16 protein-coding genes and 1 pseudogene are annotated in these 21108 nt (G+C 64.5%); 11 read left to right on the plus strand and 6 right to left on the minus strand.

Annotation, left to right across the window (positions count from 1 at the left end):
• The first annotated feature begins 24 nt into the window (after nucleotides 1-24).
• From PCS43_RS04020 to PCS43_RS04030, 3 genes are all read left to right on the plus strand, one after another.
• The gene (locus PCS43_RS04020; protein WP_007734566.1) at nucleotides 25-270 is read left to right on the plus strand and encodes a helix-turn-helix transcriptional regulator; all 246 of its coding nucleotides are present in this window, start codon (nucleotides 25-27) and stop codon (nucleotides 268-270) included.
• Nucleotides 267-755: a hypothetical protein gene (locus PCS43_RS04025; protein ID WP_054187986.1), complete on the plus strand. Its 489-nt coding sequence runs from the start codon at nucleotides 267-269 to the stop codon at nucleotides 753-755. Before PCS43_RS04020 ends, PCS43_RS04025 begins: the two co-directional genes overlap by 4 nt.
• Before the next feature lie 85 nt (nucleotides 756-840).
• A complete protein-coding gene (locus PCS43_RS04030; RefSeq protein WP_007734562.1) occupies nucleotides 841-1824 on the plus strand; it encodes an LLM class F420-dependent oxidoreductase in 984 nt (327 codons plus the stop codon).
• Between the two features lie 4 nt (nucleotides 1825-1828).
• On the opposite strand, the gene PCS43_RS04035 is transcribed toward PCS43_RS04030, so the two are convergent.
• On the minus strand, nucleotides 1829-4051 hold the full coding sequence (locus tag PCS43_RS04035; RefSeq protein WP_042452579.1) for a VanW family protein: 2223 nt from the start codon (nucleotides 4049-4051) through the stop codon (nucleotides 1829-1831).
• A 294-nt stretch (nucleotides 4052-4345) separates the two neighbouring features.
• Nucleotides 4346-5701, minus strand: coding sequence for an acetyl-CoA C-acetyltransferase (locus PCS43_RS04040; RefSeq protein ID WP_003945465.1), 1356 nt, complete (start codon nucleotides 5699-5701; stop codon nucleotides 4346-4348).
• A 130-nt stretch (nucleotides 5702-5831) separates the two neighbouring features.
• On the opposite strand from PCS43_RS04040, the gene PCS43_RS04045 reads away from it, so the two are divergent.
• Nucleotides 5832-7178 (plus strand): 3-oxoacyl-ACP reductase, encoded by a 1347-nt coding sequence (locus tag PCS43_RS04045; protein WP_003945596.1) that lies wholly within the window; start codon nucleotides 5832-5834, stop codon nucleotides 7176-7178.
• Nucleotides 7178-8041, plus strand: coding sequence for a MaoC/PaaZ C-terminal domain-containing protein (locus PCS43_RS04050; RefSeq protein ID WP_007734551.1), 864 nt, complete (start codon nucleotides 7178-7180; stop codon nucleotides 8039-8041). The genes PCS43_RS04045 and PCS43_RS04050 overlap by 1 nt, the downstream gene beginning before the upstream one ends.
• A gap of 115 nt (nucleotides 8042-8156) precedes the next feature.
• Here the strand turns inward: PCS43_RS04050 and PCS43_RS04055 are convergent, their stop codons facing one another.
• Together PCS43_RS04055 and PCS43_RS04060 are read right to left on the minus strand one after the other, a co-directional pair.
• The gene (locus PCS43_RS04055) at nucleotides 8157-8756 is read right to left on the minus strand and encodes a TetR/AcrR family transcriptional regulator (RefSeq protein ID WP_003945885.1); all 600 of its coding nucleotides are present in this window, start codon (nucleotides 8754-8756) and stop codon (nucleotides 8157-8159) included.
• A gap of 72 nt (nucleotides 8757-8828) precedes the next feature.
• Nucleotides 8829-10007: a glycoside hydrolase family 3 N-terminal domain-containing protein gene (locus tag PCS43_RS04060; RefSeq protein ID WP_003945797.1), complete on the minus strand. Its 1179-nt coding sequence runs from the start codon at nucleotides 10005-10007 to the stop codon at nucleotides 8829-8831.
• Nucleotides 10008-10108: 101 nt separating this feature from the next.
• On the opposite strand from PCS43_RS04060, the gene PCS43_RS04065 reads away from it, so the two are divergent.
• The 4 genes from PCS43_RS04065 (at nucleotide 10109) to PCS43_RS33345 (ending at nucleotide 16319) form a co-directional block, all read left to right on the plus strand.
• Nucleotides 10109-10576 (plus strand): universal stress protein, encoded by a 468-nt coding sequence (locus PCS43_RS04065; protein ID WP_003945900.1) that lies wholly within the window; start codon nucleotides 10109-10111, stop codon nucleotides 10574-10576.
• Nucleotides 10577-10621: 45 nt separating this feature from the next.
• Nucleotides 10622-11710, plus strand: coding sequence for an isochorismate synthase (locus PCS43_RS04070; RefSeq protein ID WP_065351998.1), 1089 nt, complete (start codon nucleotides 10622-10624; stop codon nucleotides 11708-11710).
• A gap of 129 nt (nucleotides 11711-11839) precedes the next feature.
• Nucleotides 11840-12013, plus strand: a complete 174-nt coding sequence (locus PCS43_RS04075) for a DUF2613 domain-containing protein (protein WP_003945488.1) — start codon at nucleotides 11840-11842, stop codon at nucleotides 12011-12013.
• On the plus strand, nucleotides 11994-16319 hold the full coding sequence (locus PCS43_RS33345) for an alpha-(1->3)-arabinofuranosyltransferase (protein ID WP_333779557.1): 4326 nt from the start codon (nucleotides 11994-11996) through the stop codon (nucleotides 16317-16319). Before PCS43_RS04075 ends, PCS43_RS33345 begins: the two co-directional genes overlap by 20 nt.
• 23 nt (nucleotides 16320-16342) lie before the next feature.
• On the opposite strand, the pseudogene PCS43_RS04085 reads toward PCS43_RS33345, so the two are convergent.
• Nucleotides 16343-17392, minus strand: a pseudogene (locus PCS43_RS04085) (acyltransferase family protein); the annotation flags it as partial.
• A 216-nt stretch (nucleotides 17393-17608) separates the two neighbouring features.
• Between PCS43_RS04085 and PCS43_RS04090 the strand changes: the two are divergent.
• Together PCS43_RS04090 and PCS43_RS04095 are read left to right on the plus strand one after the other, a co-directional pair.
• Nucleotides 17609-18742 carry a DUF3068 domain-containing protein gene (locus tag PCS43_RS04090; RefSeq protein ID WP_064443181.1) on the plus strand — a complete coding sequence of 378 codons (1134 nt, stop codon included), beginning with the start codon at nucleotides 17609-17611 and terminating at the stop codon, nucleotides 18740-18742.
• 169 nt (nucleotides 18743-18911) lie between these two features.
• Complete coding sequence (locus tag PCS43_RS04095; protein WP_064074119.1) at nucleotides 18912-19868, plus strand: ABC transporter substrate-binding protein; 957 nt, start codon at nucleotides 18912-18914, stop codon at nucleotides 19866-19868.
• On the opposite strand, the gene PCS43_RS04100 is transcribed toward PCS43_RS04095, so the two are convergent.
• Nucleotides 19849-21075 (minus strand): lipopolysaccharide biosynthesis protein, encoded by a 1227-nt coding sequence (locus PCS43_RS04100; protein ID WP_042920247.1) that lies wholly within the window; start codon nucleotides 21073-21075, stop codon nucleotides 19849-19851. The two genes, PCS43_RS04095 and PCS43_RS04100, sit on opposite strands and share 20 nt — an antisense overlap.
• Between the last annotated feature and the right edge of the window lie 33 nt (nucleotides 21076-21108).

The following is a 21108-nucleotide window of genomic DNA, read 5'->3' on the forward strand; positions in this document are numbered from 1 at the left end:
TGACAAGTATTCTTTACTTTTTGCATGACTGGAAAGGCCGGCGACAACAACGTGCGGGAGCACCGACGCCTCGCCGGCCTCACCCAGGCGCAACTGGCCACGGCAGGTCAGGTGAGCAGACAGAGCATCGTCTCCGTCGAACGCGGTGACTATGCACCGAGTGTGTACCTGGCACTTCGCCTGGCCCTGGCGCTGGGGACCACCGTCGAAGCGCTCTTCCCCTTACCCGAATCGGAACTCACCACAGAAATTCCAGAGGAGACGGCATGAGCACCATGATGAAGGCAATGCGGTTCGTCGGAGATCTGGACGACGACTTCTACAAGGACGAGCGTCAGCGCGACGTCTGGAACGAAGCCTCGGCCGTGGGGTTCCAATTCGCCTACTGGATCACGTTGATCGCAGCGGCAATTCTGCCGTGGGTTGCCGGACGCACCGGCGCATGGATTTCATTGGGTCTGGTCATCGGATGGTTTGTCTGTTCGATGGTGGTGCTCCGCTACGCGCAGGCCCATGACGTCGACGTCTACGCAAGCATGAAGGGTCTCCAACCCCGATCTCTCGTGGCTGGGTCCGTCTATCTGATCGCATTGATCGGCGTCGTCGCCCAACTCGTAGCTCATCCGGGCGACGGAATCGCGACTTGGGCCGGCGCTGGAGTCGGCGCACTCCTCGGCGCCACGGCAGCCGCATTAGGCGTAAAGCTTCACCAGCAGCGCGCCAAGCGACGCGACGCGGCCGAAGAACTTCTCTGACTTCCGGAAGTCTGCCCAGCACAACGGAATCCATAGAGTTGGTAAAATCGTGCCAGGTCAACCGATCGCGAGTAACGTCGAAACGGTGAGCACTCGCCTCGGATACCAGATGCCCAACTTCAGCTACGGCGGTCCGGTCAAGGACCTCTTCCCCACCGTCATAGCGCAGGCCCGCGAAGCCGAAGCCGCAGGCTTCGACACTGCATTCGTGATGGATCACTTCTACCAACTCCCCGGAATCGGAGCGCCGGACGCCCCGATGCTCGAGGCCTACTCGGCGCTCTCCGCGCTGGCGACGGCCACCGAGACCATCCAGTTGTCTGCACTGGTCACGGGAAACACCTACCGCAATCCGCCCATGCTCGCCAAGACCGTCACCACCCTCGACGTGGTGAGCGGCGGTCGGGCCATCCTGGGCATCGGCGCCGGTTGGTTCGAACTCGAACACAATTCGTTCGGATACGAGTTCGGAACGTTCACCGAGCGCTTCCAGAAACTCGACGAAGCACTGCAGATCATCGCGCCGATGCTCCGCGGTGATCGCCCCACCTTCGACGGCAAGTGGTACCACGTCAAGGACGCCATCAACGAGCCTCGCGTCCGCGACGACCTGCCGATCCTGCTGGGCGGTGGCGGTGAGAAAAAGACGTTCGGCCTCGCCGCTCGCTTCGCGGATCACCTCAACATCATCTGCGACCCGTCGGAACTGCCGCGCAAGATGGAAGCACTTGCGGCACGCTGCGACGAAGCCGGTCGCGATCCCGCAACCCTCGAGACCAGCTTCCTCACGTTCATGATGATCGACGAGGACGGCGACAAGGCTCGCGCCCATCAGCGAACGTTTCTCGCGGAGCGTGGCCTCGACATCACCACGGCGCCGGAAGACGTGGTCGCCAAGGCCACCGAACGCCATTTCGTCGGCAGCCCGGACGACGTCGCCGAGCAGGTTCAGACGCGCATCCTCGACCACGGCATCGACGGCGTCGTGATCAACCTGATCACCAACGGCGAAGAGCCAGGCATCGTCGACCTTGCGGGCCGCACCCTCGGCCCACTCGTCGGCAAGTAATCCCCTACTCGCACTTCACGATCGGCACCGGGTCGTACTTGACGGTTCGGGTGTTCGAGGAAATCTCGGCGCCACTCGCGTGGTCGGTGATCACGCGAGTGTCGCTGACCGTGAACCCGGGTGCACCGCTCGAAGCCACACAACCAGGCCCCTCCGGCAACGTCACGGTGTTCGGCGACGTCGGCGACGTACGCGGGCCGGTCGTCGACGTGACATCGACGGTTTTGGTTCCCCAGATCCGAACTGTGATGTTCGACGACGTCGCAATCGTCTCGATCATCACGCCGGTCTTCGCCGGATTACGGAACTGCAGGTCGATCGCACCATCGAAGATGGTCGCCTCACGAGCCTCGGGGTACCGCGAGATGTAGTAACTGTGCTCGGTGTGCGCGACGTCCTCCATACCTGCGAAATACGTCGCGTTGTAGAGCGTCGTCGCGAGCTGGCTGATACCGCCGCCGACAGCCTTGTCCGGGCGACCGTTGTTGATGATCCCCGACTCGATGTATCCCTGCGCCGCACCGCGCGGGCCCGTGTACTCGTTGAGCGAGAACGTGTCACCGGGCTTGATCACGGCCCCGTCGATCTCCGACGCGGCCAGGCCGATGTTCACACCAGACGCGTATTCGAAACCACCGGTAGTGAATTCGCCGATCACCTCGTTGATGCCGAGGGCCTCCGCGGCTTCGGTGGTCAACGCCGGCGGGACCGGTCCGTAAACGGCGGGCGTTGCCCGAGAAGCCGTGCTGCCCAACAGAACCGGAAGTTCCTTGACCGTGTCCGGCCAGTTGATCAGATCACCGACGACACCGGGCACAACCGACGGTTTGCCACCGGCGAAGGTGAACGACGCGTCCTTGGGTTGTACTTCCGTCGACGCCAACTGCGGAGTCAGAATCTTGATCGCAGCATCCGTGTTGTACTGCGGAGTCAGCCCACCCGAGCCGTCGGGTGTGAAGGTCAGAACCTCGCCGATCTGATCGACGCCGAGTGTCGCGACCTTGCCGTCACGGCCGTTGACCACTACGTCACCCGAGACAGCTGGAATAGCGATCTCCTGCAGCGCACGATCGACACCGGCCTGAGTGACCGTCACCGGAACCTCGTCGACCGGAAGATCGACGACGCCACCATCGGACCATTCAGCGGCGAAGGTCGAACCCGCCTGCTGCGTTTCGAGCGCCTGACCGGCAGCGGGCGAAACACCAGTCGCCTTCCCGTTCTCGAACACGACTGCACCTTCGACGGGCGCACGATCGCTGTTCGCCGCGAGCTGCGCCATCGACGCATCCAACGCACCCTGGTCGATTGCCGACACCACGGGCACCTCGCGGGAGCCGAAGAACGACGTGATGCGGGTGATCGGGTTGATGGGCTGAGCGTTCACGCCCGACAGCGTCGCCGACCAGTCGACGTCCACACCCGCAGACGCGGGAACGATCTCGGAGTCGACGCCGCCTGCATGTACCGCTACCGGTTCGACGAGCCTCGGGCCGAGTTGGGCGCGCAGCGTGGCTTCCGCGTCGGCGGGCGTGAGATCACCGATGTCCACCCCGGCGACCTGAGTGCCGCGTGGTGTCTTCCCGGACGAGGTGAAGATGTCCACTCCGTAAGCAATCGCTGCGACGGCAAAGATGGCGCCGACTGCTATCGCCGGTTTGACCCACTTGCGGGAAGACTGCGAAGCGGGCGCCACCGGTTGTTGCGGCGCCGGGGGTGCAACTACCTCTGGTTCTCGGACAACAGGCTCGTACTGCTGCTGGATGGGTTCGAGTTGCTGGGTGTCGTACTGCTGCACGAACTCGGGACGCGGCGGCTTCGGGGGAACCACCACTGCCGGGGGCTCGAACTGCTCTGTCTGCTCGTCGATGGCTTCTGTCGCCGGAGCCGAGTTGACTACTTCCGTCGGCGGTGCGTCCTCCGCGGGGACGACAGGGATGACGGTGGTGACCTCGTTTGCCGATTCGTCGACTGTCGCTTCCGTGGAATCGCTTGCTTCTTCGTCGACAGGCCTTGGTGCTTCGGCTGGTTCAGGTTCTACTGATTCAGCCTCGACAACGGCCTCAGTGTCCTCAGGGGCCTCGGGTTCCTCGACCGACTGGGGTTCCTCGACCGACTCGGTCTCTTCGACCGCCTGAGGTTCCTCGACCGACTCGAGTTCCTGTTCCGGGAGGGACGAGTCCTCGCTGTTCGTCTTCTCGACGGACGGACCCTCTTCGTCACTCACCTGTTGGCTCCTCGCTGCATCAACCGTCGCTGCGGCGCTCACCGACAACTCAATACAGGATATCCGGACATACGAGAGCCCCGCGCTGCTGCCAGGTCGGGGGTCAGGCAGCAACACGGGGCTGTCATGAATATCGGTAGCTATTCTGCAGCGTTACACGCCTGCGCGAAAAAGTTTGCAAAGAGTTCGGGGATCCGGCCACCCCTCGTGGCCGGATCCCCGATTACGCATCCCCTCGCGACGATCACTGCAGGTGAGCGCAGTTTTCAGTCGCATGGGGAGATTGTGGAGCGGTTACCGCTCGATGATCGCCGTGACACCCTGGCCACCGGCCGCACAGATCGAGATCAGGCCGCGGCCCGAACCCTTCTCCGCGAGCATCTTTGCGAGGGAAGCCACAATACGTCCGCCGGTTGCCGCGAACGGGTGACCTGCAGCCAAGGACGATCCGTTGACATTGAGCTTGCTTCGGTCGATCGATCCCAATGCGCCGTCGAGGCCGAGGCGTTCCTTGCAGTACTCGTCCGACTCGAAGGCCTGCAGGGTTGCCAGAACCACCGAAGCGAAGGCTTCGTGGATCTCGTAGTAATCGAAGTCCTGCAAGGTCAGACCGTTGCGGGCCAGCAAACGCGGGATCGCGTACGTAGGAGCCATGAGCAACCCGTCTTTGCCGTGGACGTAGTCGACGGCAGCGGTTTCGGAATCGACGAGGTGCGCCAGAACCGGAAGATTGCGTTCGGCTGCCCACTCGTCGGTGGAGAGGAGCACTGCAGAAGCGCCGTCGGTGAGCGGCGTCGAGTTGCCTGCCGTCATCGTCGCGTCGCCGAGCTTGGTACCGAAGACGGGCTTGAGCGTCGACAGCTTCTCGACGGTCGAACCGGGACGGAGGTTGTCGTCGCGGGTCAGGCCGAGGAACGGGGTGACGAGGTCGTCGAAGAAACCGCGGTCGTAGGCAGCTGCCATGTTCTTGTGGCTGGCAGCGGCAAGTTCGTCCTGGTCCTCGCGCTTGATGCCGAATTCCTTGGCGGTGATCGCAGCGTGGTCACCCATCGACTTGCCGGTGCGAGGCTCGCCGTTGCGCGGAATTTCCAGGCCGAGCATGCCCGCACGGACGTTGCCGAGCAGCTTGATGCGGTCGCCCGTGGACTTCGCGCGATTGAGGGAGAGCAGGAACTCGCGCGCCTGATCGTTGACGCCGATCGGGGCGTCGGACGTGGTGTCCGTGCCGCCGCCGATGCCCGAATCGATGCGGCCGGCCGAAATGGCGTCGCCGACGGCGATGATCGACTGCAGTCCCGTGCCACACGCCTGCTGAAGGTCGTACGCCGACGTGTACGGGCTCAGCGCGCTGCCGAGAACGGACTCGCGAATGAGATTGAAATCACGGCTGTGCTTGAGCACCGCACCGCCGACGACCATGCCGAGCTTCTCGCCCTGCAGATTGAATCGGCTCACCAGACCGTCGAGCGTCGCAGTGAACATGTCCTGGTTGGACGCCTGTGCGTACGCCTTGTCCGAGCGTGCGAACGGAATGCGATTTCCGCCGACGATCGCAACCGGACGGCGCTGACCTGCAGAATTTGCAGCGGCTGCGGCCGGTGCAGTGCGCGGTGCGGCGGGCTTTGCATTTGAACGGGCTTTGCTTGTCACTTGCGTCTCCAAGGATGGTGCGATTACCTGTTGAAGACTATTCTTACTCAGTAGTAAGTTACTTGTCTATCGCCGCATTCTTTCGATTGCCCGGTGAGAGACAACCCGAAACACAACAGAAGGTAGGACCGTGGCAGCCAGCAAGGGAGCTCCCGACCTCTATTCACAGTTCCTCTCGTCCGCCCCCGGCGCATTCATCGCGTCGAAGGCCGGCCTGCCCAGGCCCGAGAACCTGCGTCGCTACAAAGCAGGGGAACCCGCACTCGCCGGACCTGTCCTCATCGGCGGCAAGGGTCGGCTCGCAGAACCACTTCGCGTACTGCTCTCCGACTACCCGGCGGCTCAGGCACACGACAGCAGCTTCGGTGGACTCGTGTTCGACGCCACCGGAATCACTCAGGTCAGCGAGCTCGAGCAGCTGTTCGAGTTCTTCCAGCCCGTGATCCGCAACCTCGCACCGTCGGCTCGCGTCGTCGTTCTCGGCACGACGCCGGAAGAAACGTCGAGCGTCGACGAGCATGTCGCGCAGCGCGCTCTGGAAGGCTTCACCCGCAGCGTCGGCAAGGAGATCAAGCGCGGCTCCACCGCTCAGCTGGTCTACGTCTCCCCCAAGGCATCCACCGGACTCTCCGGCGTGGAATCGACTCTGCGCTTTCTCCTTTCGGCAAAGTCCGCCTTCGTCGACGGCCAGGTCATCGTCGTCGGCGCTGAAGATTCCGTCGCGCCCGCAAGCTGGGACAAGCCACTCGAAGGCAAGGTTGCCGTCGTCACCGGCGCAGCCCGCGGTATCGGCGCCACCATCGCCGAGGTCCTGGCCCGCGACGGCGCGCACGTCGTCTGCGCTGACATCCCGGCCGCCGGCGAAGCGCTGTCCGAGACCGCGAACAAGGTCGGCGGCACGTCCCTCGCCCTCGACGTCACGGCAGCCGACGCAGCCGAGGTCCTCGCAGCTCACCTCCTCGAGCGTCACGGTGGAGCGGACATCATCGTCCACAACGCCGGCATCACCCGCGACAAGACCCTCGCCAACATGGACGAGGGCCGCTGGAACATGGTCATGAACGTCAATCTTCTTGCACCGCAGAAGATCACCGAGCACCTCGTCGAGAAGGGCGCCCTCAAGGAAGGCGGCCGCGTCGTCGACGTCTCCTCCATCGCCGGCATCGCGGGCAACCGCGGCCAGACCAACTACGGCACCTCCAAGGCCGGCGTCATCGGTCTCGTACACGCCGAAGCTCCCGTCCTGGCGAAGAAGAACATCACCATCAACGCCGTCGCACCGGGCTTCATCGAGACCGCCATGACCGCAGCCATCCCCTTCGCCACCCGCGAAGCCGGCCGTCGCATGAGCTCGCTCCTGCAGGGCGGCGAGACCGTCGACGTCGCCGAGACCGTCGCATACTTCGCCAGCCCGGCCTCCAATGCCGTTACGGGACAGGTCGTTCGCGTCTGCGGCCAGAGCCTCCTGGGCGCATGATGGCAACAAAGACCGTCGCGCTCACCGAGCAGCCGAAGACCCTCGACATCTACTCCCGCGCGGTACTGGGATTGTTGCCGTGGAACAAGTCCAACTCGCGCTCGGTGCCACAGCAGACCTTCACCCTCACCGGACTGAAGGTCGACACCGACAATCTGGCGGCGTACTGCCGCGTGACCGGACTGCGGTTCGGCGACACTCTGCCGATCACGTACCCCTTCACCTTGGCCTTCCCGACCGTGATGAAGCTGATGGTGTCGAAGGACTTCCCCTTCGCCGCCGTCGGCTCCGTTCACGCCGAGAACGTCATCGAATCGCTGCGGCCCATCTCCGTCAGCGAACCGCTTGACCTCTCGGTGCATGCCGAGAACCTGCGTGAGCACCGCAAGGGCCTGCTGATCGACGTGATCACCGAAATTCGGGTGGGACGGGAACTGGTCTGGCGACAGACCTCGAGCTTCCTGAACCAGCAGAAGACCTCCCTGTCCGGCCAGCCCGGTCCGGAGCCCAAGGCTGACGAGGTCCCGCCGATGCCGATGAGCACCATCCGCGTCGACCAGACCACGATCAGCAAGTACGCCGCTGTCTCCGGCGACCGCAATCCGATTCACGTCTCGTCTCTGGGCGCGAAGGCTTTCGGTTTCCCGAAGACCATTGCTCACGGAATGTGGAGTGCCGCGGCAGTTCTGCGGACTGTCGAGGGGTCCGTCGCGGACAAGGTCACCTACAGCGTGCGTTTCGGCAAGCCGATTCTGCTACCGGCGACGCTGAATGCCTACGCTGATCGCACCGACGACGGCTGGGATCTGTCGCTGCGTCACCCGAAGAAGGGTTACCCGCACGTCACTGCGACGCTGCGCTGACCTAGGACTGAACTGGGTTGGGCTGGTGCGTTTCCGACCCCGCCCCGACAGTGTGAACGTATCGCTCCCCCTGTTCAACAGGGGGAGCGATACGTTCACGCGATGTGACTGGGGGCTATTCGGACTTCTTCTTGCCCGACAGACCGCGCCACGCGAGGGATTCGAGTAGATCCGCTGCGGCATCCACTTCGATTTCCCCACCCGCAACCCGGTCCGCTACCGCCTCACCTGCGCCGACGAGCGCGATGGCGATGATCCCGTAATCGTGCGCGGCATCAGGATCCTTGGTGCTGGACTCGAGCAGATGCGCGGTCAACTCGATCAACCGATCGCGGCTGGACTGCACGGTTCCCGCAAAAGCCTGCTGCCCGACGGCCTGACGGTAGAGCACCATCCACGACTTGCGGTTTGCGCCCACGAACCCGAGGAAACCCTCGAGAGCGGCGCGCAATTGTTCACGCGGAGTCAGGTTCGGCGCGCCGGCCGGGGCGAGGGCCTCGAGGAAGCGGAGCCCTTCGCGATGGATGCACGCCGCGAACAACTCTTCCTTCGAGCCGTAGTACAGGTACAGCATCGGCTTCGAGATCTCGGCCTTGGCTGCGATGGTGTCCATCGAAGTTTCGTGAAACCCCCTGTCGGAGAACACGTCCACAGCCGCGTCGAGCATCTGCTGCTCACGCACTGCGCGTGGCAGTCGCTTGGTACCGCCGGCCATGCTTCCTCCAACCACAGGGTAAATGTCGATCTTACTCTACGGTAAGATTGCGCGTCGAATCCTGACTTCGACTCAGCAGGTCACGGCACCTTTGGCAGCGGCAACTGTGACCACGGCCTGATCGACCCGCGTCTGCGGAAGCTCACCCGACGCGACGGCCTGCTCGAGATGATCGAGAACCCGCGGAACGTCGTCGGTTGTCAGCCACAATGCCTGATCGACTCCAGCCACCAGCGCAGCCTGAACCGCGTCGGCAATATCGTATCGGTCGGTGATCGCCTGCATTCCGCTGAGGTCGTCGGTGAATACCGGGCCGGTGAACGGCGCTGCGCCGTAACCCACTCCGTCGCGAAGCAACGCAACGGCTGCGGGGCTGATGCTGGCAGGGGTACCGGGCTCGGTCAGACCGGGAACCTCGAGGTGACCCATCATGACGCCGACTCCGGTTCCCGACAGCTCGCGGAAGGGAATCAGGTCCGACGCGATCAGATCCTGTAGCGGCGGCGTTGTCACCTCACCCCGGTGCGAGTCACCCGACGCGCTGCCATGCCCGGGAAAGTGCTTGATCACCGGGAAGATTCCGGCGTCGCGCATCCCCTGCGCGTACGCACCGGCGTAGGCAACCACGGTCTGGGGGTCGTCGGAGTACGAGCGGTCCCCGATCACGGAGTCGTCGGGTTGGCTGCTGACGTCGACGTCGGGTGCGTAGTTGACGGTGATCCCGAGATCCTTCAAACCGCGTCCACGCTCGAGTGCCATCTGGTACGTCTGTTCCACTGTCATGGTCTGCGCCGTTTCCCTGGCCGACGGATCGGGCCCGAGGATGTCCGCGACGCGCGAAACCCGTCCACCTTCTTCGTCGATCGTCACCATCAACGGCAACTTCGACGCCGAAGCAACCTGCGGCACTTCGCGATTGGTGAGCATCGACTGATCGGTCCAACTTCCGACGAATATGCCGCCGATCTCCTCGTTCTGCACTATCGACAATGCGTCGTCGGTCCCGGTGACGCCGACGTTGAGCAGCTGGGCAAGTTTCTGACGCAAGGACAGCGAGGCTAGAAGGTCACTACCGCACGACGCGGCGACGGGTGCGGAGCTCGATGCCGCAGGCGTCGACGTGATCTCGGAGGTGGTGCTGGTCGGGGCGCTCGAAACCGGATCGGCGGTCCCGTTTTCGCCCGAGCATCCCGCAACCAACCCTCCGCACAAAGCAATGGTCGTCGCAGCCTTCAGAAACTTGATCCGCATACCTCGACCGTAACGGACCCGGTACCCATACACTCCCTCACGGGCACATCGGGACGGTAGCCTGGAAGAGAACCGATTCCCCCGCTGACGAGGAGGTCGTGATGCCACAAGGTCTGATGCTCATCGCGTACGACGGTTCCGACAACGCCAAGCGTGCAGTCGACTATGCGGGGCGTTTCCTCTCCGCCAATCGTGCTGTTCTCGTCACTGCCTGGGAGCCCATGGTTCGCCAGGCCGCTCGCATGTCCGGCCTGTCCGGGGTGATGCAACCGGAGTGGGTTCCCGACGACGACGTCGAGGACATCGCGTACACCGACGCCAAAGTCACCCTCGCCGAGGGCGTCGCACTGGCCGAGGCCGCAGGCCTGACCGTCGAAGGCAGAAGCGCCGAGTGCCGATCCGCGATCTGGTCTGCAATCTGCGAAACCGCAGACGAATTGGACGTCGACATCATCGTGACCGGCACCCGTGGCACTACGGGTTTGCGGTCGCTACTGCAGAGCAGCGTCGCGGATCATGTTCTGCGTCACAGTCATCGGCCGGTGTTGATCGTCCCTCCGGGGAAGTGACCTTCGCGCATTCCTGATCCGTGGCCGACTAGTGTCGAAAGCACCATGGACGGTTTTGTTCTCTCGCGCCCCGATCACAGCGTGGTCACCCGCGGCGTACGACGCAGCTTCGACAGCTCCGACGCGGCCACCCACGCTCTGTCGGCAGGTACGACAAAGCTGATCGTCGGAGCGCTCCCCTTCGACCCGGCTGCCGCAACGGCGTTGTACGAACCTGCCGAGGCGACGATCGCGTCGCGGCCGTGGCAACCGCGCGATCCCCAGACCCTGCCCACGACCCGGGTTGACCGAGAGATCCCGTCGTCGTCGGAGCATCTTCGTCGAGTGGAAAAGTTGATCGGACGCCTCCGCAGTGGAGAGATCGACAAGGTTGTCGCGGCTCGCACTGTGGAACTTCGCACGCAGACCCCGATCTCCCCAACCGCGCTCGCCGCACGCATGGCGGCGCTCAATCCCGTCGCCAACACCTTTGCCGTCGACCTCTCTGCTGCGGGAGCCGAATTCGAGGGCCACAGCCTGGTCGGCGCGACGCCCGAAGTATTGGTCAGTCGACGCGGGCGCGTCGTGACGTGTCGCCCGTTGGCCGGGACCACCAAGCGATCCGCCGACGCCGATCAAGACCGCGAGGCAGGCGAAAGCCTTCTGCATTCGACGAAGAATCTGGCCGAGCACGCCTTCGTGACGTCGTGGATCCGCCAGGTCCTGCAACCGATGTGCAGTGATCTGTCGGTGCCGGCAACTCCCGAACTGACCAATACTCACGAGGTCTGGCACTTGGCCAGCCCGATCCGCGGCACACTGCGAAACGACACCACTGCGCTCGACCTCGCCATCGCGCTGCATCCGACGCCCGCGCTGTGCGGAACACCCACCGACGCGGCACTGAAGGTCATCCGCGAGACCGAGGAGCCTCGGCGTTTCTACGGCGGCGCCGTGGGATGGTGCGACGAGGCCGGTGACGGCGATTGGGTGGTTGCCATCCGCTGCGCCGAGATCAGTGCAGACGGCCGCAACGCCTGGGCCAGCGCGGGTGGTGGAATTGTCGCCGAATCGGATCCGCAGGACGAACTCGACGAGACATCTACGAAACTGCGCACTCTGTTGACCGCGCTTGGCGCCGAAACCCTCGACTGACCAGCACGTCACGAGGGTAATCGTCCGGATTCTCGAGTGCGGGTGATACCTTGACCCGAGCAGTTCGTACGGGCCGGTAAGTCCGTCCGACCGCGAACGACCGACTAACGACCAATTGGGAGATCCGCGATGACGAAGTTCCTTGTCCCCGGTGTGGCCAGCGCTGTCATCGGTGCCGTTCTGGGTGCCGGCGTCATCTTCGGTGTCACGGCCGCCGCGTCGGACAACACTCGTCCCGAGATCGACCGCAGCGGAAACGCAGATTCTTCCGTGCTGAACCAGGTTGAGTACGGCAGCCGCTGAGAGCGCAGGCCTCGCGAGTTCCCGTTCTTCCGCCTCAGTCGTAGCGTTTCTTCTCACTTTTCTGCAATCGCCGGGTCTGATCACCGCTGACACCAAGTACGACCTGACGCAGAATCCGTTCGGTTTTCTCGAACGCGCCTCGCATCAGTGGAGTAGTCAGGCCCCACTCGGCCAGGTTCAAAACCAGGCCTACGGATATTTCTTTCCGCACGGGCCGTTCTTCGCGCTCGGCGAGTTGGCGAACGTTCCGCCGTGGGTCACCCAGCGCATCTGGTGGGCGCTGCTTCTGATCGCAGGTTTCTGGGGCATCATCCGAGTTGCCGAGGCTCTCGGCATCGGCAGCCGTAGTTCGCGCGTGATCGCAGCGGTTGCCTTTGTTCTTTCTCCCCGCGTGCTGACCACGCTCGGTTCGATTTCCTCGGAAACCCTTCCGATGATGTTGGCGCCGTGGGTGTTGTTGCCGGTGGTTTTGGCCTTCGGCCCTGTGCGTGGAAAAGGAGTCCCTGGACTCCCTGACCACTCACGGGGGTTGAGGCGGTTGGCCGCACAATCCGCACTTGCCGTCGCACTCATGGGTTCGATCAACGCCGTCGCCACCGCCGCGGCCTGCCTGGTCGCGATCATCTGGTGGCTCTCGCACAAACCCAACCGAACATGGCTGACGTTCACCGCGTGGTGGGCGCTGTTCGTCGCTCTCGGCACCCTCTGGTGGATCGTGCCGCTACTTCTGCTCGGCAAGATCAGCCCACCGTTTCTCGACTACATCGAGTCCGCCGGTGTCACCACTCAGTGGGCATCGCTCGCCGAGATACTTCGCGGCACGGACAGTTGGACCCCGTTCGTCTCCCCCGAACGCATTGCCGGCGCCGTCCTGGTCACCCAACCCGCAGCAGTCGTCGCCACCGGCCTGGTTGCCGCCGCCGGCCTCGCCGGGCTCTGCATGCGGTCCATGCCTGCTCGCGGCCGGCTGACGCTCATCCTGTTCGTCGGTATCACCGGCCTGGCCGCGGGTTACGTGGGTGAACTCAGCTCGCCGGTGTCGGAGTCGGTGCGCCTGTTCCTCGACTCGGCAGGCGCGCCGCTGCGCAACGTCCACAAGCTCGAGCCGTTGGTCCGTCTGCCGCTGGTGCTCGGACTCGCACACCTGCTGGCCAAAGTGCCACTGCCGGGATCGGTTCCACTCGCCCGATGGCGCCGCGCGTTCGCCCATCCCGAGCGCGAACCGATGGTCGCACTGACCAGCCTGATCCTCGTTGCCCTCACCCTCTCGACCGCCTTGGCCTGGACGGGAAAGCTCGCTCCCCGCGGTGCGTATCCGGACGTCCCCTCGTACTGGAACGAGGCGGCGCAGTGGCTCGAGGACAACACCTCCCCCGGATCGGAAGCCGAACGTGCCCTGGTCGTCCCGGGAGCGCCCTTCGGCAGCCAGGTGTGGGGTCTGACGCGTGACGAACCGCTTCAGGCGTTGGCGAGTACGCCGTGGGCAGTACGTGACTCGGTCCCGCTGACCCCTCCCGGCGCCATCCGAGCGCTCGATTCGGTGCAACGTCTCATCGCCGACGGACGTCCGTCGGACGGCCTCGCACAGACCTTGCTGGGGCAGGGCATCCACTACCTGGTGATGCGCAACGACCTCGACGGCGAAACGTCGCGCTCGGCCAGGCCGATACTCGTGCACCAGGCGGTCGAAGGCTCGCCGGGGATCAAGCGAGTCGCCCACTTCGGTGAAGACGACAGCCCCGAACCGATCGAAGGGCTGGTCGCGGACAGCGATCTGCGTCCCGGTTACCCAGCCATCGAGATCTTCGAGGTCACCCCGCCCGACGGCACCCCGGCGGTCAGCGGCCCGTACTCCGTCGACCTGAACCAGGTTCCGCGTGTACAAGGTGGGCCGGAATCGTCTGTGCGACTTCACGAAAGCGGGCTGGTTCCGGGGACCGGGCCGATGATTCTTGCCGCCGACGCCGAAGCTGCGGGACTGCCCGTCGATTCTGTCACCGTCACCGACACACCGCGCGATCGGGAAACCGATTTCGGTCAGGTCGACAACCACAGTTCCGCCCTGCGCACCCCTGACGACGCTCGTCGTACCTACAATCTGGTGCCCGACTACCCGGTTGCGAACACGCCTCTCGTGGAAGGCCGTTGGATCGGAGCTTCGATCACCGTCTCCAGCGCCGCCTCGGATGCCACCCAGCTGGGCGGCACTTCACCGTCGAGCAGTCCCGCGTCGACGGTCGACGGCGATCCCGCCACCGGCTGGTTCAGCAACGGCATCGAGCGCGCACTGGGCCAGTGGTTGCAGATCGACTTCGACACACCGATTTCCAGCGGGTTGCTTCATCTGACCACCAGTGCCGCGGCAATCGGAGCTCCCGTCAAATGGCTCGAGGTCTCGACACCGAACGGCAGCACAGCGGTGAAGGTGGAGCGTCCCGGTGAGCCCATCACCGTCTCGATCCCGGGCGGCACCACTCCGTGGGTACGCATCACAGCGACTCACACCGAAAACGGATCGCCTGGAACACAGTTCGGCATCAGCGAACTCTCCGTCGAAGACTTCTCCGATCGCAGCGCACCGAAGACCGTACCGATCCGTTTCGACACGGTCCTGCCGAATACGCCGACGGGCGCATCCGTGAACGCCTGGAATCTGAGCCAGGAGTTCCCCGGTCGCAACGCGTGCGCGGACTCGACCGACCGCGTGCGGTGCAGCAATGCATTCATGGCGATACCGGAAGAGCCGAGCCGCTTCCAGCGCACGCTCACGGTGCCCGAAAACACAGTCGTTACACCGACACTGACTGTCCGAGCGCGTCAGGGCAACGCCCTCGAAGATCTGCTTGCCGTCCCAGGCCGAATCACGGCTTCGGGTTCGAGCGACATCGGCGACACACGCGGATCTGCCTTCGCTGCCACCGACGGCGACGCACGCACCACGTGGTCGGCGCCGCAGAGCACCACAGAACCGGGCGGCCCGAAACCGACGCTGACTCTCAATCTTCCCGAGCCCACCCTGGTCACCGGCCTGGACATCACCCGGGGACTCGGCACCCTGCCGTCGCTGCCGACCAGCGTCGCGGTGAATCTCGGCAACGGGCCGCAGGTGCGAGAGCTGCCCGAACCCTCGGACGACACGCCTCGAACCAGTCGAATTACCCTCTCCCCCTTCGTCGCCGACAAGATCGTCCTGAGCATCACCGATTGGGAACCGGTCCTCGATCAGACGGCGCTCGGCTTCGCCCAGGCGCAGCCCACCGGCCTCGCCGAGGTCGGCGTCATCGGTGCCGACGGAACCCCGATCGCCGGTTCGGGAGTGCAGGGCTCGGACTCATTCGACAACCGCACCGTCACCGTCACCTGTGGCGACGGCCCGACCATTTCGGTTGCCGGACAGCAATTCCCCACCTCGATCACGGCGACGGCGACGCAACTTCGGACCGGCGCACCCGTCGAGGCACGTGTGTGCGGTCTGGACGCTTCGGCGACTTTGCCGGCGGGACAGCCTGAAGTGGTCGTCGAACCAGGCCCCGCATTCTCGGTCGACAATCTCGACCTGGCGGCGGTCGGTCCTTCAGCCGCGCAGCGGAATACACCGCTCGAATCGACCGCGTGGACGGCGAATCACCGCGAACTCACCGTCACGAACTCGTCCGCCGATCAGCTGATCGTCAATCCCGAGAGCACCAGCATCGGTTGGATCGCCACGGCGCCGGACGGTTCCGAGCTGACGCCGGTGGTCGTGAACGGTTGGCAGCAGGGCTGGATCGTGCCGGCAGGCACCGCGGGAACCGTCACCATCGACTTCCCCAGCGACCGTTGGTACCGCCTCGGCATATTCGGCGGGCTCGTGTTGCTGATCCCGCTGCTGTTCGCGGCTCTTGTCCCCACGCGCCGAGAGCCCAAGCCCCTCACACCACCCCGACCGTGGCGCAGCGTCGCGGCAGGATGGGTGGGCGTGCTCGCGGCGGCCACCGTCATCGGCGGCGGAGTGGGAGCGGCGATCGCAGTTGTGTGCTCGATCCTCGGACTTGCCGCGCTGCGAATCTTCGGCCCGGCTCGGACCGCACGCATTCTCGTCGGCACCGCCGGCGTGGCCGCGATGATCGGCATCACGCTGCTCTCGACCGGACCGTGGCGAGCACCGGGCGGCTATGTGGGCGACTCGTTCGCGATTCAGTTCTCGATGTTGGTGGCCTTGGTCGTGACCGGGTTGGCCGCGTTGCCCTTTGCCGGTTCACCGATATGGCGGCGCTTCTCCCAGCGCGTCACCGCGACGCGCGCCGGTTCCTCCACCAAGGCGTAACTGGCCGAGGCCACAGCGACGCTCAGGACGACCGTCAGCGCCAGGACGTAGAAGAAGCTGCCCGAGAACGGAACTATGCCGAACACGGGGAACACAGCGTTCAGTACGGCCAGGTGCCAGATGAACAGGCCGTAGGACCAGCGTCCGATTGCCAGCGCCAGCGGGCTCGCCAGGAATCGATGCTGCGATTGATCGCGCAGAACCAGTGGAGCGATCAACGAGAAGCTGATGATCGCACCGAGTGCAATCTTGATCGCGTACTGCCACGGCTCAGGCCGCACCAGACCTTCGGGCCCGGCCAGATCGGTGCACGAGAGAACGAAGGCCACAAACGCAACAAAAGTCAGGAGCACCCGCCGGTGCGCGAGGCGATGCATCCACGTCGACGGGCCCACGGCCAACTCGGCCAGCACCATGCCTGCGCCGAACCACGGCAGGTAGCCCGGCAGCCAGTTGTCGTGGTGAATGGCGTCCGGAGTCGGGATCGGAATGAAAGCCCACGTCAGCGCCAACACCGACACCCCGAGCAGAAGCGGTAGCCGGAACCGGGCCGAGTTTCCGCGTAGTCGCACCATCAGATACGCGAACAGCGGCAGCAGAACATAGAACGCCACCTCGACCGACAGGCTCCACATCTGCGTGAGGCCCTCGGTGAGTGTCAACGGCACGAAGACCTGCGCCAACCCGAGATTCGCCAACCACACTTGGTAGCCCCCGCCGGCACCGGGCAGGAACAGCAGGATCAGGACCACTGCCACCCAGTACGCCGGCAGAATGCGCGTCGCGCGGGAGATCCAGTACCGGACGGTCGACTGCGGCTGCCCGATTCCGCGGGCCTTTGCCGCGTGGGGGCGCCACAGGAGAAATCCGGACAAGGCAAAGAACACCGCTACGGCGAGATCGAGTCGACCGAACGCGCGCCCGATCGCGCCGGACTGCGCTTCACCGGTTTGGAACGCGACATGGGTGACGAGGACACCGAGCGCCGCCAATCCACGCATACCGTCCAAAGCCGGAACGAAGCCCCGAGCCTGTGGCGGGACCGTCTGAGGGGAATTCGTGGAACTGATCATCACGGATAAGTGTGCACCCCAGGCCGATTGAGGGAAACCACCAGGGACTCACAACAAAATGCCTGGCCAATTCATGCCCTCATGCGACAAACCGGGCCGGTGGACTGTTAGTGTTCTGCCACACATGGTGTCCATCGGGGGCCCCATGCGATCTGCGCAGCTCATATTGTGCCGGTTGGGGAACCTCGAAAGACTTAACGGGTTAGGAGTCACAGCATGGCGGAACGCTCAGGGCCGAGCCGGATACTTCCTTGCATTCTGGTGGGCCTCGGTGCCTTCCTTTTGGCCATCGCCATCCTCATTCCTACCTACACGGTAGGCAAGCTGGAGAAGACGCCACTCGACCTCGAGGTGACCACCGTCGCCACAGGCACCGGTAGCGTCCTCAACTCGGCGGCCCTCCTCGCCGGTAAGGCGCAGGTCGACAACAACGTGCCGATCGTCGCTCAGCGCTACGTCACCACGCAGGACCCGTCCGACGCCGACATCATCACCGTCGAAGCCGGCCAGACCGTCCGTCGTACCGACAAGCAGGGCGACACCGGACTGCTGACCGCAACCCTGGACCGCGTCACGCTCGATCGCGTCAGCTCGATGCCGACCAACGATCCGGTCGGAACCGTCCAGACGTCCAGCGACCAGCCCGCCGAAGAAGTTTCCCGCGACGGTCTGCAGTACAAGTTCCCGTTCAACACGGAACAGAAGAGCTACCCCTACTTCGACCTGAACGCTCGCGCCACGAAGGACATCGACTTCGTCGAAGAGACCGAGATCAACGGTCTGAAGGTGTACCACTTCCAGCAGACGATCGATCCCGTCGACCTGTCGAAGGTCGTCAACTCCCCCACCAACAAGCTGAGCCTGCCCGCCGACACCTGGGGCGTTCCCGGTGGCGCTACTCCGATCACGATGACGCGTTGGTACACCAACGTCCGTGACCTGTGGGTCGAGCCCAAGACCGGCGTCGTCGTCAAGGGCCAGGAGCAGTTGCACCAGTACTACGGACGCAACAAGGACTCGGTCGACGTCGAGGTTCTCAAGGTCACGCTGCCCTTCGACGAAGCAACCATCGAGTACCAGGTCCAGCAGGCACGTGACGGCATGGACAAGCTCTCGCTGTTCGGCCGCACAGTCCCGATCGTGGCAGGTGTGCTCGGCGTCATCGCGCTGATCGCCGGTATCTTCCTCGGCATTCGCGGCGGCAAGGGCGGAACTCCGGCCCGCGCTGCACACGGCGGAACGAACCAGAATCCCAGCGGCCAGGGCTCGCCCGAGCCGGCTCCGGGTGAGCACGACTGGACCTCGGACGACACTCAGGTGATTCCGCGTCCGGATCTGCGCAAGGACTGATTCAGACAGTAAGCAGAGCGCCCCTTCCACACGGAAGGGGCGCTCTGCTGCGTTTCGGGGCTTTGTTGCCGGATCGGCGTACGGATTGGCGCAACGGGTCGTTCCCTCCGCGTGGTTGCGGGCTTAGCGTTTTCTGGAAGTCCAGACCACCCCGAACACGAGGAGCCACATGCCCGCATCAACAGTTCTGGGTTCGCACATCTGTGTCAGCGATCTGACGCGACGGAGATTTGTTGTCGGCACGGCTGCATTCTCCGGGCTGTTCGCCGCCGGTTGCGCGAGGTCCGCCGGTACCGAGGGCGATTCGGCCGGGATGCGCACGGTCACGACCTCGCTCGGAACCTATGACATTCCGGTCACCCCGAAGCGCGTCGTCGCCATCGACTCCAGACTCGACCTCGAACCAGCCGTTGCGATGGGCCTGCCGGTCATCGCGTACAGCTTCGACGCCGCCGAGCCGTGGGTTCCGGCCGATCCCACGGCACAGGTGTTCGAGGCACCGGTCAACGTCGAGGCAATTCTCGCGCTGGAACCGGACCTGATCATCTGCACCGACATCGGTGAGGCCTCCGACATGTGGCCGCTACAGCAGTTGAGCCAGACAGCGCCTGTGCTTCCGATGGACTTCACGCGCCCGTGGCGCGAGAACATCGATCAGCTGGCGAGTTGGCTGAATCGCACCGAGAACCCCGACGTCCGTCAGGTCATCGGAGCGTACGAGGACAAGGCAGCCGGATTGAAGGAACGTCACGCCCCGAGCTTGGCGAGCAAGCAGATCGTGCTGCTGAACTACGTGAATCAGAAGGTCAACGGCGTCAACCGCAAGGGCATCTCCACGCAGGTGGCCGAAGACCTCGGCGTCCAGCTCCAGTGGCCGGTCGAGGGACAGAAGGAGATCTCTACCGAAAACCTCGTGACTGCTCTCGACTCGGCCGACGGAATGATCGTCACCACCGCGCCCGGCGTGGATCCCGTCAGCGACGACCGCGCGATGTGGAACCGTATCCGCGCAGTACAAGGCGACAACGTCGTCTACACGGGTGGGAACATCAACTACGGATCCGTCTACACCGCGATGCGTACGCTCGACTACTTCGACGATCTGTTCACGCGTCTGGAGAACTGACGCCGGTGTGAGGTGCCGGCCGGGCGCGGTCGGCACTTCGCACTGCGGCGACGGACACCGCCAACGCCGTCGTCGACGCAACCACCACGGCGACGCCGATCAACTCTCCCGGCGTCTTCGCCCACACCAGCATCACCGTCGCCTCCACGGCCAGTCCTGCCCACGCCAGAAGGGCCACTCGCGTGCGTTCTGACGCGATTGCGGACAGCAAGGCACCTTGGAGTACCGCTAGCGCTGCACCGTGCAGTGCGAAGGCCCACAGCATCGGAGCCACGGCGGCGTACGCGTCGCCCACGAGCATCGGCACCAGCGGGCCGGCAACCGCCGCCCCCAGAACCAACACGGCGCCGATGCCGACGAGCACAGCCAACGCCGAGCGAACCGCTTGCGCCGAGTGCGCCGGATTCGCCATCTTCGGGTACAGCACGACGCCCACTGCCTGTGGCAGCCAGAACGCCACCTTCGTCGCGACGGCGCCGAGTGCGTAGACACCGGCGTCGTATTCGCTGAGAACGACACGGACGATCAGCAGGTCCAGCGAAGACAACGCGATCAGCGCGAGCTGGACTTGTGACGCCGCGAGCACGGAGACGACGCCGATACGCACCGGACGGTCCTCGCTCACCGAGACGGTTCGGTCGACCACTCGAACTATCGCCACCAGCAACGCAGTTCCGGCCGCGCCCGCGACCAATGCCGCGCCTGCCCCGCCACCGAAAGCCAGAACGATCACTGCCGGAAGGACTTTCATCACCCCGGCTCCGGCCAGCACGGCGCTGAGAGTGCCGAACCGACCGTGTCCCTGCAACAACCCCTGCTCCGTTGCCAGCAGAACCAACATGGGCGCAGTCACCAAAGCCGAGAACGACGCCACGATTCCGGTGTCGAGCAGCCACGCCATCGCCGGAGTGAGCGCCACCGCGAGGACGGCGACGATCGCGGTGCATCGATACCCCAACGACCGCAACGCATCTGTGCTCTTGCCACGCACCGCCTCGCGGGCGACCACCGTCTGCAACGCCAAAGCCGGAACCGCAAGCACCAACTGGGCGGCAAGCAGACTCGCGAACTCGCCGTAGCCGACCGGACCCAACCATCGGCTGGCCAACCATGCCAACAGGTACGACGCGACATTGGCCGTCATCGATCCCACCAAAACCATGCCGACCCCGGCCGCGGCGGCGCGATCGAGTGGTTGGCGAGGCATGGCAGTAATGATGCACCACGTATCGTGCGCGTC

This window comes from Rhodococcus sp. C-2, assembly GCF_027854095.1.
Classification (GTDB): domain Bacteria; phylum Actinomycetota; class Actinomycetes; order Mycobacteriales; family Mycobacteriaceae; genus Rhodococcus_F; species Rhodococcus_F qingshengii.